Raw genomic sequence first — 11,716 nt, 5'->3', positions numbered from 1 at the left:
CTGCCGTGCGACGGCCACTCGTCCGGCTCGCGAACGGCATCCGGATACTGGCTGGTCACACCCTGTGCGCTCATAGATGGTACCGGGCGCAGGGGTCCGGAGGTGGGTTAGTGGGGAAAGAGGCGGCGCACCGTCGGCCGCCGCGATCAGGCTTGGTGGACGGTCCGGCCGCGCCCGAACATCCTGCCCAGGCCGCGCTTGGGTGCGGCGGGCTGGGCGCCGCCGACCGGCTGGGACGCGGTGTGCGGTGCGTCCGCGGTGGCCGCGGGACCGTAATAGATGGGAGCGTCGCGGCGGGTGGCGTCCAGTTCGCGGCGGGCGGCGGCGGCGCGGCGGGCGTTGCGGCGGCTGCCCGCGAGCAGCAGGCTCAACCCCGCCATGCCGACGGCGCCGACGACGATGCCGTAGAGGAACAGCGTCCCGGTGGAGCCGGTGAAGTGATAGCCGAAGGCGGTGAAGTTGCCGTTCAGAGCATGGCCCGCTCCGGTGTTGACGACCACGCCCACGACGCCGGCGACCACCGCGGCGATGAGGCTGACGAGCCCGAGAATGACGATCATGGCGATTCCTTTCCTGCGACCGGAATGCCGCGCGGATTACGCCCCAAACCTCCCGGAGATTCCGGATATCTCCGGTGGCCGGTGCGTTCGCCGTGGGATCGGACCCGGCTATTGCCGATAGGTGGACAGGAAGCGGCCGATGCGCTCGATGATGGATTCCAGTTCGTCGGCGTGCGGCAGGGTCGTGATCCGGAAATGGTCGGGAGTGGGCCAGTTGAACCCGGTGCCCTGCACGATGTGCAGCTTTTCCTGCAGGAGCAGATCGAGCACGAATTGCTCGTCGTCGTGAATGGCGTAGACAAGCGGATCGATGCGCGGGAACGCGTACAGGGCGCCCTTGGGTTTCACGCAGGTGATGCCCGGGATCGCGGTGAGCGCCTCCCACGCGCGGTCGCGCTGTTCGCGCAGGCGCCCGCCCGGCAACGTCAGGTCGTAGATGCTCTGATGCCCGCCCAGCGCGGCCTGAATCGCTTGCTGCCCCGGCACATTCGCGCACAGCCGCAGTCCCGCGAGCATGGTGAGACCCTCGAGGTAGTTCTCCGCGTGACCGGTGGGGCCGGAGACGACCAGCCAGCCGGAGCGCAGCCCCGCGCAGCGATAGGACTTGGACAATCCCGAGAAGGTCAGGCACAGCAGGTCGGGCGCCAGCGCGGCGATCGAGGTGTGGGTGAGTCCGTCGTAATAGATCTTGTCGTAGATCTCGTCGGCGAAGACGACCAGGTTGTGACGGCGGGCGATATCGAGGATCGGCCGCAGGACCTCGGGCGGGTAGACGGCGCCGGTGGGGTTGTTCGGATTGATGAGTACGAGGGCGCGGGTGCGGTCGGTGATCTTGGCGGCGATATCGGCCGGGTCCGGATACCAGTCGGCGCCCTCGTCGCAGATGTAGTGCACCGCCCGGCCGCCGTTGAGGGTCGTCGCCGCCGTCCAGAGCGGGAAATCCGGTGCGGGAATCAGGACTTCGTCACCGGTCTCCAGCAGCGCGGTGAGCGCCATCATGATCAGTTCGGAGACGCCGTTGCCGAGAAAGACGTCCTCGACGTCGATGTCGGTGACCCCGAGGGTCTGGTAGTACTGGACCACCGCGCGGCGCGCCGGCAACAGCCCTTTCGAGGACGAGTAGCCGCTCGAGACCGGCAACGTCCGCACGATGTCCTGCAGAATCTCCGCGGGGGCCTCGAAGCCGAACGGTAGTGGATTGCCGGTGTTGAGTTTGACGACGTGATGGCCCTCGGCTTCCAGGCGCGCGGCTTGTTCGGCTACCGGGCCGCGGATCTCGTACGAGACCCCCATGAGTTTGCTGGACTGGTTGACCTGCATGAACATCCCCTTCCGGCGTGTAGGCCGCCTACTGTACTTGGTTATTCCAAGTTTGCGCTTGGAATTTCCAAGTACTGGGATAGGGTGGGGATGTGCCACGCCGAACCTATGACCACTACTGCCCGGTCAGCCGCGCGCTCGAAGTCGTCGGCGATCGCTGGAATCTGCTGGTGGTTCGCGAATTGTGCTCGGGGCCACGGCGATACAGCGATCTGTTCGCCGACCTCCCGGGCATCAGTACCGATATCCTGGCGGCCCGGCTGAAAGATCTGGAACGCGACGGCATCCTCACCCACCGCAAGGTGGGATCGCGCTCGGCCGCCGCCGTCTATGAGCTCACACCGACCGGCGCGGCGCTTCGGCCTGTGCTGCAAGCGCTCTCGGAATGGGGGGCGCCGCTACTGGGGGATCGCCGCGCCACCGACGCGGTGCGCCCGCACTGGTTCGCGCTGCCGCTGGGACGGGCGATCGCCGACGTCGTGCCCGCGGGCACGGTGACCGTGTACATCGGCGACACGGCATTGCACTACGTCATCGGCACGGCGGGCATCAGTCATCACGAGGGCCCCGCGCCCGCCGCCGACCACGAATTCCGGCTGACGATGACGGAGGCGACCGAGATCGCTACCGGCGCACGACATCTCGCCGATGTCGTGGGGGTGCCGGGGCGCGGGGGCCGCTCGTAAGGCTGGGTGACTACCTACCGATCGAGTTCGGCGGTGACGAGGACCTGCACGGCCTTCTTGTCGACCTTGCCGAGTCCGGTCAACGGCAGCGCATCGACCACGATGACGTGTTTCGGAGCCTGGACCGAACCCTTGCGGCGCTTGACATCCTGCTGGATGTCGTCGATCGCCGCGGTCACCGCGTCGGGATCGGCGGCGGTGGCCGGATCGAAGACGACCGCGGCGGTCACGGCCTCGCCCCAGCGGGCATCGGCGACGCCCACGACGGCAACGCCCTGCACGCGGGCGTCGGCGGCGATGACATCCTCCACTTCCCGGGGAAAGACGTTGAAGCCGCCGGTGACGATCATGTCCTTGCTGCGTCCGACGATATGCCAGAAGCCGTCGGGATCCTCGCGCGCGAGATCTCCGGTGTGCAGCCAGCCGTCGCGGAAGGTCTCCGCGGTGACCTCCGGCAGGTTCAGGTAGCCGCCGGCCAGCAGGGGTCCGGATACGCAGATCTCGCCGACCTCGCCCGGCGCCACCCGCTGTCCGTCCGTGCCGATCAGCCCGGTGCGCAGCGTCGCGGACGGACGGCCGCACGAGGTCAGCCGCGCCTCGTCGTGCTCGTCCTTGCCCAGGTAGCTGATCACCATCGGCGCCTCGGACTGGCCGTAGTACTGGGCGAAGATGGGGCCGAACCGGGCGATGGCCTGCGTCAGGCGTTTCGGATCGATCGAGGAGGCGCCGTAGTAGATCGTTTCCAGCGACGACAGATCGCGCGAGTCGATATCGGGATGGTCGAGCAGCGCATACAGCATCGACGGCACCAGCATGGTCGCGGAGATGCGGTGTTCCTCGATGGCGCGCAGCACCTCACCGGCGTCGAATCGCGGAAGCACCACGCATTGCCCGCCCTGCAGCACCACCGGCAGGAAGAACGCGGCGCCGGCATGCGACAGCGGCGTGCAGATCAAAAACCGCGGGCGCTGCGGCCATTCCCATTCCGAGAGCTGGATCTGGGTCATGGTCGACATGGTGCCGGCGGTGCCGATGACGCCCTTGGGCTTTCCGGTGGTGCCGCCGGTGTAGCTGATCGAGACGACGAAATCCGGTGGGATATCGACCGCTTCGACCGGTTCCGGAGTGAATTCCGCTGCGGCGGAGATCAAGTCGACGCCGATGTCGGTCAGTTCCTCCGGGACCGGGCCGAGGACGAGGATCCGCTTCAGTTCGGGCACCCGGTCGGCCAGTTCGCGCGCCCGCCGCACGAACGCCGGCTGCGGATCGATGACGAGATTGGTGATGCCGGCATCGGTCAGCACATGCACGTGGTCGTCGAGGCCGCCCATCGGATGCAGTGCGGTGCGCCGATGTCCGGCGATCTGGCCGGCGCCGAGAATGAACAGCACCTCGGGGCGGTTGAGGGCGAGCAATGCGCTCGGCGTGCCGAGTCCGACCTCGTGGGCGGCGAACGCGGCGATGTAGCGGCTGATGGCGTCGATGACGTCGGCGCCGGTGAGGACGGTGTCGCCGAGGGTCATCACCGGCTCGCGCCGATGACGCCGCAGCCCGGCGAGCAGGGCGTGTCCGTTGTGGGTCGGCAGCCGCAGCAGGGTCGCGGGATCGATTGTGCTGGTTTCTGTTTCGGGCATGTCTGTGCTCCTGGAGGGGAAGTCGTCCGAGGGTCAGGAGGTCTTGTGCGGTACCGCGGTCACGAGGCCGCCGTCCACGACGAACTCCGAGCCCGTCGCGTACGAGGATTCGTCGCTCGCCAGGAACAGCACGAAGGTCGCCACCTCTTCGGGCTGAGCCGGACGGCCCAGCGGAATCGTCACCAGATCGTCGGGGATGGCAGCGGTCATGGGTGTGCGGATCAGGCCGGGATGCAGCGAATTCACGCGAATGTTGTGCTGCGCCAGCTCCAATGCGGCCGACTTCGCCAGGCCGCGGACGCCCCACTTGGAGGCGACATAGCCGTGGGCCCACGGCGCGCCCCGCAGTCCCTCGATGGAGGAGACGTTGACGATGGATCCGCCGCCGGCGGCGATCATCGGATCGACCGCGGCCTGCATGCCGAGAAACGTTCCGGTCAGGTTCACGTCGAGGATGCGGCGCCATTGTTCCAGCTCGAACTTGCGCAGCGAATTGCCGTTGACGATGCCCGCGTTGTTGACCAGCACGTCGAGTTTGCCGAATTCGCCGACCGCCGTGGACACCGCCGCCGCCCAGTCCTCGGGGGCGGTCACGTCGAGGTGCACGAAACGCGCGGCGTCCCCGAGTTCGCCGGCCAGAGCCGCACCTTCGTCGTCGAGGATGTCACCGATCACGACCTTGGCGCCTTCGGCGACGAGCAGCCGCGCATGGGCCGCACCCATACCTCGCGAGCCCCCGCTGATGAGTGCAATTTTGCCGTCTACACGTCCCATGCCGGTGACGCTACCATGCAAACTGGAACATGTTCTAGACACTGTTCCAGAGGTCCGACCGCTGTTCGCGCGGGTGATCGTTGTCGGTCGGCGGGGGATCGTAGTACTGTCCAGACACTTGTCCGACTGCGGCTCGTGTGATCACCCGCCGGATGGCCGCGAGGCCGACCGCGTGCGCTGCCGCAGCGTCCCGAGGAGAAACGAATGCCCATCCGCGTCGTGCACATCGGCACCGGCAATGTCGGCCGGCTCGCACTGGCCGGCCTGATCGAGGACCCGCGCTTCGAACTGGTCGGCGTATGCGTCTCGACGAAGGAGAAGGTCGGCAAGGACGCCGGCGAACTGGCCGGCCTGGACGTCACCACCGGCATCCGTGCGACCGGCGAGCCGGCGGAGGTGCTCGCTCTGCGCCCGGACTGCGCGGTCTACTGCGCGATGGGCGATACCCGGCTGCTGGATGCGCTGGAGGACTGCCGCCGTATCCTGGCCGCCGGTGTCGATATCGTCGGATCCGCTCCCGGACTCCTGCAATATCCGTGGAAGGTGTTGCCGGACAAGTTCTTCGCCACCATCGAGGAGGCCGCGCGCGAGGGCGATGCGAGCATCTTCATCACCGGCATCGATCCCGGTTTCGCCAACGATCTGATTCCGCTCGCCTTCGCCGGCACCTGCCGCGACATCGAACAGGTGCGGTGTTCGGAGATCGCCGACTACGCGACCTACGACGGCGCGACGGTCATGTTCGACGTGATGGGATTCGGCAAACCTCTCGACGAGGTGCCGATGCTGCTGCAGCCCGGGGTGCTGGGCATGGCCTGGGGCACGACGATCCGGCAACTCGAGGCGGGGCTGGGCATCACCGTCGACGAGATCACCGAATCCTACGAACGGGAACCGGCGCCGGAAAGCTTCGACATCGCGGCCGGGCATGTGCCCGAGGGATCGGTCGCGGCACTGCGTTTCGAGATCCGCGGGATGGTGCAGGGCCGCCCGGTCATCGTCATCGAACACACCACCCGGCTGCGGGGCGATCTGCGCCCCGATTGGCCGCAGCCGGCCCAGCCCGGCGGGTCCTATCGGGTCGAGATCGTCGGCGAACCCTCCTATACCGTCGACATCTGTCCCACCAGCCGCCACGGCGACCACAATCACGCGGCGATCGTGGCCGCCGCGGGCCGGATCGTCAATGCCATCCCCGCGGTGGTCGGCGCCCCCGCCGGAATCCGCACCGCCCTCGACCTGCCGCTGATCACCGGAAGCGTTGTGGCCGAATGACTCCGGGGCCGATCCTCGTCACCCGCCCGTTCGGGCCGGTGGTGCGCTGGTGTCTCGGCAGGTTGTCGCCGTACCGCGACGGCTCGCGGACATTCGCCGACCCGTGGGGCGCGATCCGCGCACAACTGGGTGATCCGGAACCGGATCGCTGATCGCCGTGGCTGCGGACGCGATCCCCGTCCGCTACGGATTCCGCCTCGAACTCGTCGGCAGCGACGCGACGTTGACCGCCACCCAGCCCGGGACATTCATCCACTGGGGCGACTGGGACATCCGGATCAGCTTCGAGACCGCCCTGCGACACCACCGACTCCTCGCCGCCATCGAACAGTCGGCAGCCGACGGAACCGTCCGGCACATCCCGTAACCGGCTTTCACTGTCACATCGGCATTCGCCCGGGGACATCACGCGGCGGGAGTGATCCTCAGCAGTACCACGCCGTGGGCGGGAATGTCGGGCGCGTGGATACGGCCGTCGGTCACCGTCGTCGTCGCGGCCCAGATGTCGTGCACGGTGTACGACTGTGCTTGTGCGAGACCGGCTTCGGTGGCACTGGTCGCGAGGGTGAGGGGTTGCTCGCCGGGGTTGAGCAGGGCGACGGCGACCGAACCGTCCGCCAGGGGTTTGGTGAGGATCCGGTGATCGCGAGGCAGCGGCACCGCGGGGGCGACCCGGGGGTCCTGGTCGATGGCGATGACACCGGCGTCGGTGAGCACCGCGCGGGTGGGCTCGCTCATCGTACGGACATCATTGCCCGCGATAAGGGGTGCGGACAGCATCGCCCACAGCGACAGGTGCGTCTGCTCCTCGGCGGGTGAGAGGGTGCGTGGATTGCGCAGCAGCGCCAGCGTTTCCGGGGAGATCCCCAAACGGCGGGCCAGATAGGCGGTCTCGTCGGCGCTGAGTGCCGGCCACCGCACGGCGGTTCCGGGCAGGCCGTCCAGATGGGCGCCGAGGAATTGCGACAGCGACTGTCCGACGACCAGCATGTCCGGGTCGGGCCAGTACCCGGGACGGCTGGGCCGGGCGCGGAGCGCGGTGTCTGCCTCGTCGGCGACACCGCGGACCGACGTGGTGTCGAATCCGCCGATATCGGGTTCGGGAAAGGTGTTGCGCCACATCGGGATCAGATCGTCGGAGCTGCGGGCCGAATCGGCGACGGCCGACCAGTCGTATTCGACGCCGGCGCGGGCGTCGGCGGAGCTGTTCGGATTGATCATGTAGACGATGCCGCGTCCGGTCGATCGCAGCGCGTCGCGCATCCGGGCGAAATCACGAACCTGCTCGTCGTGATTCGCGTCGGTCCGGCACCAGTCGTATTTGAGCAGGTCGACACCCCAGCCGGCGAATCGCCGCTCGTCCCGCAGCTCGTGGCCGCGGCTCGCGGTCGCCGGGGTCTGCCCGCAGATCTCGTTGAAGGGACTCGAATACAGACCCAGATACATACCGTGGTCATGGGCGTAGGCGGCCACCGCGGCGATGCCGTGGGGGAACCGGACCGGATCCGCTACCAGATCGCCCGACGAATTCCGCTGCGGGGCAGCCCAGCCCGCGTCGAGGTCGACGTAGCGATAGCCGGCATCGCGCATCCCGTCCGACACCATCGCGTCGATCGTCTCGCGCACCGACTGCTCGGTCAGCGCAATTCCGGAATCCCAGGAATTCCACCCCATCGGGGCGGTCGCTCGCACCGGCGCCGGATCGAACACCGGCGGACGCACCACGCTCCCGGTCGCCGCCCCAGCCACTGCGACGACACCCGCCACGAGCACCGCGAGCCGGATCGCGTCGGCGCGTCTCACCCGAGATACTGCGCGTACCAGTCGGTGACGCGCTGCCAGGCGGCGGCGGCCGCGGTGGGCTGATAGTTCGGGCCGGTGTCGTTGAAGAACGCGTGATTGGCGTCGTCGGCGACGAAGATCTCGTGCGGCACGCCGGCTCGGTTCAACGCCGCCTCGGCCGCGGGGCGGGTGGCGTCGACGCGCTTGTCGAGCGCGCCGTACACGGCCAGGACCGCACTGGCTGTGGTGATCTCACCGCCCTCGGGGTACGGGCCGTAGAACGGCGTGGCCGCGGCCAGCTCCCGGGTGCCGTGGGTGAGCAGCAGCCAGGTGAGACCGCCGCCGAAACAGAAACCCGTGGCGCCCAGCTTCTTTCCCGGCACCCGGCGCCCCAGTTCCGCCACTCCGGACTGCAGATCGGCGAGGAAACGATCCTGCGGCGCCTTGCCCAGAGCCGCGGTGGCGGCGGCCGGGTCGGTGAAGGTGGCGGTGCCGCCCTCTTCGGAGAGCAGATCCACCGCGAGCGCGGAATAGCCGATTCCGGCGAAACGTCCGGCTACGGAACGGATGTGATCGGTGAGGCCCTTGTTCTCGTGGATCACCAGGACTCCGCCCCGGGGTTGCGCCGCGGCGGCCCAGGCGGCCTGCAGGGTGCGGCCGTCGGGTCCGGGGAAGATGATCGCGCTCGGCTGGACCGCGGCCGCGGTGCCCGGCGGTGGCGCGGAACTCGCCGGCGCGGCCGGTTTCGTGGTGCCCTCCGAGGTACCGGACCGCTGCGCGCAGGCGGCCAGCAGCGCCACCGCGGCCGGGGTGCCGAGCCCGAGCAGGCTCAACCGCCGCAGCGCCTCGCGCCGGCTGAGCAGGCCCTCGGCATGGTCGGTGCCGATCTCCTCTGCGATATAGCGCTGCAGCGGCGTCATACCGGCCAGCGTAACCACGGCACCTGTGAATCGGCGGACCTACGGGGAACCGGCGTCCTCACTCCGGTTCGGTGACGAAGTCGATGAGCTGTTCCACCGCGCCCAGCAGTGGCGCTTCCAGATCGCGGAAGCTGTCGACGGCGTTGTAGACCCGCCGCCAGCCCTCCGACGGGGTGCCCCAGCCGAGACGGCGGCAGATGCCGGTCTTCCAGTCCTCTCCACGCGGCACCTGCGGCCAGGCCTCGATGCCGACGGCCTGCGGTCGCACCGCCTGCCAGATATCGATATAGGGATGACCGGTCACCAGGACGTGCGGGCCGAGGCCGGTGGTCAGATTCGTCTCCTTGGAGCCGGTGACCAGGTGGTCGACCAGCACTCCGACCCGCCGGCCGGGCTCCGGGCCGAAGTCGGTCAGCCGCGCGGCCAGATGGTCGAGGCCTTCCAGATGCTCCACGACCACCCCCTCCACGCGCAGATCGTGTCCCCAGACGCGTTCCACCAGCGCCGCGTCGTGCACGCCCTCGACCCAGATCCGGCTGGCGCGCGCCACACGGGCGCGCAGCCCTTCCACGCGGGTGGACCCCGACGCGGACCGCGTGGGCGCGGTCGGCGCGGTCGCCTTCGGCCGCACCAGCGTCACCGGCTGCCCGTCGATCAGGAACGCCGCCTCACGCAAAGCGAACAGCCGGACCCGGCCGCCACGGTCCTCGAGTTTGACGAAATCGCCGTCGTAGGTGCGCTCGAAACCGACCACGGCGCCGCAGAATCCGCTGGCCGCGTCCTCGGCGACGAGGTCGCGTTCGGCCACCACCTGCGGTACCGCGCGCTTGCGGGTTCGAGCGTGTCCGGAATAGATGTCACCGTAGTCGCGCGCACTCACCCGGCCGAAACTACCTGTTCCCCTTGCCGTTCGGGGGGAGGCGAGGCCCCGGCCGGCGGAGCGGTCCGGCCGACGAGGGCTCGCGCCCACCGGATCTGGACCGGTGACCGGCGTGTTTCCGCTCGACTCGTCCTGCTTAAAGGCGCGGAAAAACGGACAGGCACGGTACGGTTGACTCGTGGCCGCAATCGTATGGCTGGTCGCGGGAATTCTGCTCGCCGCAGCCGAGATGCTCACCGGTGACTTCACGCTGCTCATGTTGGGCGGCGCGGCGTTGATCACCGCGGGGGTTGCCGGGATCGCGCAGACGTCGGTGGTGATCGACGCCGTGGTGTTCGCGATCTCCGCCATCGGGCTGCTGTTCGTCGTTCGCCCGATGTTGTTGCGCCGCTTCGCAACTCCACCGCCCACGCCGACCAATGTCGATGCGTTGCCGGGGAAGACGGCGAAGGTGCTGGAAGCGGTGAACGAGAACAGCGGTCAGGTGAAGATCGGTGGCGAAGTGTGGAGCGCACGCCCGTTCGACCCGGCCGATGAATATGCCGAGGGTGAGACCGTCTACGTCATGAAGATCGACGGCGCGCACGCCGTCGTCTGGAAGGGGCCGTAATGGCTGTACTGATCGTCGCGATCGTCATCGTGGTGCTGGTCGCGGTGGTGGTCTTCAAGTCGATCGCGCTGGTACCGCAGGCCGAGGCCGCGGTGATCGAGCGGCTGGGCAGATATTCGCGCACCGTATCGGGCCAGTTGACATTCCTGGTCCCGTTCGCCGACCGGATCCGCGCGAAGGTCGACCTGCGCGAGCGGGTCGTGTCGTTCCCGCCGCAGCCGGTGATCACCCAGGATAACCTCACCGTGCAGATCGACTCGGTGGTGTATTTCCAGGTCACCAGCCCGCAGGCCGCGGTCTACGAGATCAGCAACTACATCGCCGCGGTCGAGCAGCTGACCATCACCACCCTGCGCAACGTCGTCGGCGGCATGACCCTGGAGGAGACGCTGACCTCCCGCGACCAGATCAACTCGCAGCTGCGCGGCGTCCTCGACGAGGCGACCGGTCGCTGGGGCCTGCGGGTGGCGCGAGTGGAATTGAAGGCCATCGATCCGCCGCCGTCGATTCAGGAATCGATGGAGAAGCAGATGAAGGCCGACCGTGAGAAGCGCGCGATAATCCTCACCGCGGAAGGTAATCGCGAGGCGCAGATCAAGACGGCCGAGGGTGCCAAGCAGTCCCAGATCCTGGCGGCCGAGGGTTCCAAGCAGTCGGCCATCCTGTCCGCCGAAGGTGAGCGGCAGAGCCGGATCCTGCGTGCCCAGGGTGAACGCGCCGCCGCCTACCTGCAGGCTCAGGGCCAGGCGAAGGCGATCGAAAAGGTCTTCGCCGCAATCAAATCCGGCAAACCTACCCCGGAGCTGCTCGCCTACCAGTACATGCAGACGCTGCCGCTGGTGGCGAAGGGCGACGCCAACAAGGTGTGGATGGTGCCCAGCGACTTCGGCAAGGCGCTGGAAGGTTTCGCCCGCAACTTCGGCACGCAGGGGGAGGACGGCGTCTTCCGCTACGAGCCCAGCGACGACGGCGCCGCGGGCACACCCGACGACGACGCCGACGAGGTGGCCGACTGGTTCGACATCAAGACCGATCCGGCCGCCGAGCGGGCGGTGCGCGCGGCCGAGGCCGCGGCGGCGACACCGGTCGATTCGCCGCTGGTCGCGCCCAATCAGCCCCGGCATCTGCCGCCGCAGAGCGCGCCCATTCCGCCGTCGCCGCCCGCGCAGCAGCAGCAACCGGCGCCGCGCCCCGGCGATGCGGGCGGCCGGCCGTGGCAGCCGCCGGAGTATCCGGGACGTTGACGGGGTAACCGTATTTCAGCGATGATCCGAA

13 protein-coding genes are annotated in these 11,716 nt (G+C 68.5%); 6 read left to right on the top strand and 7 right to left on the bottom strand.

The window, feature by feature from the left end:
• Positions 1-146: 146 nt before the first annotated feature.
• Both IRT45_RS03005 and IRT45_RS03000 read right to left on the bottom strand, forming a co-directional pair.
• Positions 147-560, bottom strand: coding sequence for a hypothetical protein (locus IRT45_RS03005; protein ID WP_194804318.1), 414 nt, complete (start codon positions 558-560; stop codon positions 147-149).
• Between the two features lie 108 nt (positions 561-668).
• On the bottom strand, positions 669-1,880 hold the full coding sequence (locus IRT45_RS03000) for a pyridoxal phosphate-dependent aminotransferase (protein ID WP_194804317.1): 1,212 nt from the start codon (positions 1,878-1,880) through the stop codon (positions 669-671).
• Between the two features lie 92 nt (positions 1,881-1,972).
• Here IRT45_RS03000 and IRT45_RS02995 point away from each other — a divergent pair, with 92 nt between their 5' ends.
• Positions 1,973-2,566 carry a helix-turn-helix domain-containing protein gene (locus tag IRT45_RS02995; protein ID WP_194804316.1) on the top strand — a complete coding sequence of 198 codons (594 nt, stop codon included), beginning with the start codon at positions 1,973-1,975 and terminating at the stop codon, positions 2,564-2,566.
• A 14-nt stretch (positions 2,567-2,580) separates the two neighbouring features.
• On the opposite strand, the gene fadD8 is transcribed toward IRT45_RS02995, so the two are convergent.
• The gene (gene fadD8 / locus IRT45_RS02990; RefSeq protein ID WP_194804315.1) at positions 2,581-4,200 is read right to left on the bottom strand and encodes a fatty-acid--CoA ligase FadD8; all 1,620 of its coding nucleotides are present in this window, start codon (positions 4,198-4,200) and stop codon (positions 2,581-2,583) included.
• A 33-nt stretch (positions 4,201-4,233) separates the two neighbouring features.
• Positions 4,234-4,974 carry a glucose 1-dehydrogenase gene (locus tag IRT45_RS02985; protein WP_039778805.1) on the bottom strand — a complete coding sequence of 247 codons (741 nt, stop codon included), beginning with the start codon at positions 4,972-4,974 and terminating at the stop codon, positions 4,234-4,236.
• A 204-nt stretch (positions 4,975-5,178) separates the two neighbouring features.
• Between IRT45_RS02985 and IRT45_RS02980 the strand changes: the two genes are divergently transcribed.
• Genes IRT45_RS02980 through IRT45_RS02970 form a run of 3 tightly spaced genes read left to right on the top strand, consistent with a single transcriptional unit; the run spans position 5,179 to position 6,616 of the window.
• Positions 5,179-6,249 carry a diacylglycerol kinase gene (locus IRT45_RS02980; protein ID WP_194804314.1) on the top strand — a complete coding sequence of 357 codons (1,071 nt, stop codon included), beginning with the start codon at positions 5,179-5,181 and terminating at the stop codon, positions 6,247-6,249.
• Positions 6,246-6,401 (top strand): hypothetical protein, encoded by a 156-nt coding sequence (locus IRT45_RS02975; RefSeq protein WP_194804313.1) that lies wholly within the window; start codon positions 6,246-6,248, stop codon positions 6,399-6,401. The genes IRT45_RS02980 and IRT45_RS02975 overlap by 4 nt, the downstream gene beginning before the upstream one ends.
• Before the next feature lie 5 nt (positions 6,402-6,406).
• Complete coding sequence (locus IRT45_RS02970) at positions 6,407-6,616, top strand: hypothetical protein (protein WP_194804312.1); 210 nt, start codon at positions 6,407-6,409, stop codon at positions 6,614-6,616.
• A 38-nt stretch (positions 6,617-6,654) separates the two neighbouring features.
• Here IRT45_RS02970 and IRT45_RS02965 read toward each other — a convergent pair whose 3' ends face one another.
• The 3 genes from IRT45_RS02965 to IRT45_RS02955 are packed head-to-tail and all read right to left on the bottom strand — an operon-like array spanning position 6,655 to position 9,831.
• On the bottom strand, positions 6,655-8,052 hold the full coding sequence (locus IRT45_RS02965) for a glycoside hydrolase family 27 protein (protein ID WP_309240772.1): 1,398 nt from the start codon (positions 8,050-8,052) through the stop codon (positions 6,655-6,657).
• Positions 8,049-8,951, bottom strand: a complete 903-nt coding sequence (locus IRT45_RS02960; RefSeq protein ID WP_194804311.1) for a dienelactone hydrolase family protein — start codon at positions 8,949-8,951, stop codon at positions 8,049-8,051. The genes IRT45_RS02965 and IRT45_RS02960 overlap by 4 nt, the downstream gene beginning before the upstream one ends.
• A gap of 58 nt (positions 8,952-9,009) precedes the next feature.
• Entirely contained in the window at positions 9,010-9,831 is an 822-nt protein-coding gene (locus IRT45_RS02955; RefSeq protein ID WP_194804310.1) for a DUF3097 domain-containing protein, read from the bottom strand.
• 178 nt (positions 9,832-10,009) lie between these two features.
• Between IRT45_RS02955 and IRT45_RS02950 the strand changes: the two genes are divergently transcribed.
• Entirely contained in the window at positions 10,010-10,441 is a 432-nt protein-coding gene (locus IRT45_RS02950; protein ID WP_036502267.1) for an NfeD family protein, read from the top strand.
• A complete protein-coding gene (locus tag IRT45_RS02945; RefSeq protein WP_194804309.1) occupies positions 10,441-11,685 on the top strand; it encodes an SPFH domain-containing protein in 1,245 nt (414 codons plus the stop codon). The genes IRT45_RS02950 and IRT45_RS02945 overlap by 1 nt, the downstream gene beginning before the upstream one ends.
• The last annotated feature ends 31 nt before the right edge of the window (positions 11,686-11,716 follow it).

The organism is Nocardia sp. BSTN01 (assembly GCF_015354405.1).
GTDB lineage: Bacteria > Actinomycetota > Actinomycetes > Mycobacteriales > Mycobacteriaceae > Nocardia.
This window is presented reverse-complemented; position numbering and strand designations above follow the sequence as displayed.

Bases quoted from the DNA above. Each gene is read 5' to 3' on its own strand.
- IRT45_RS02985 (WP_039778805.1), bottom strand. From the start codon at position 4,974: ATGGGACGTGTAGACGGCAAAATTGCACTCATCAGCGGGGGCTCGCGA.
- IRT45_RS03005 (WP_194804318.1), bottom strand. From the start codon at position 560: ATGATCGTCATTCTCGGGCTCGTCAGCCTCATCGCCGCGGTGGTCGCC.
- fadD8 (WP_194804315.1), bottom strand. From the start codon at position 4,200: ATGCCCGAAACAGAAACCAGCACAATCGATCCCGCGACCCTGCTGCGG.
- IRT45_RS02960 (WP_194804311.1), bottom strand. From the start codon at position 8,951: ATGACGCCGCTGCAGCGCTATATCGCAGAGGAGATCGGCACCGACCAT.
- IRT45_RS03000 (WP_194804317.1), bottom strand. From the start codon at position 1,880: ATGCAGGTCAACCAGTCCAGCAAACTCATGGGGGTCTCGTACGAGATC.
- IRT45_RS02975 (WP_194804313.1), top strand. From the start codon at position 6,246: ATGACTCCGGGGCCGATCCTCGTCACCCGCCCGTTCGGGCCGGTGGTG.
- IRT45_RS02980 (WP_194804314.1), top strand. From the start codon at position 5,179: ATGCCCATCCGCGTCGTGCACATCGGCACCGGCAATGTCGGCCGGCTC.
- IRT45_RS02945 (WP_194804309.1), top strand. From the start codon at position 10,441: ATGGCTGTACTGATCGTCGCGATCGTCATCGTGGTGCTGGTCGCGGTG.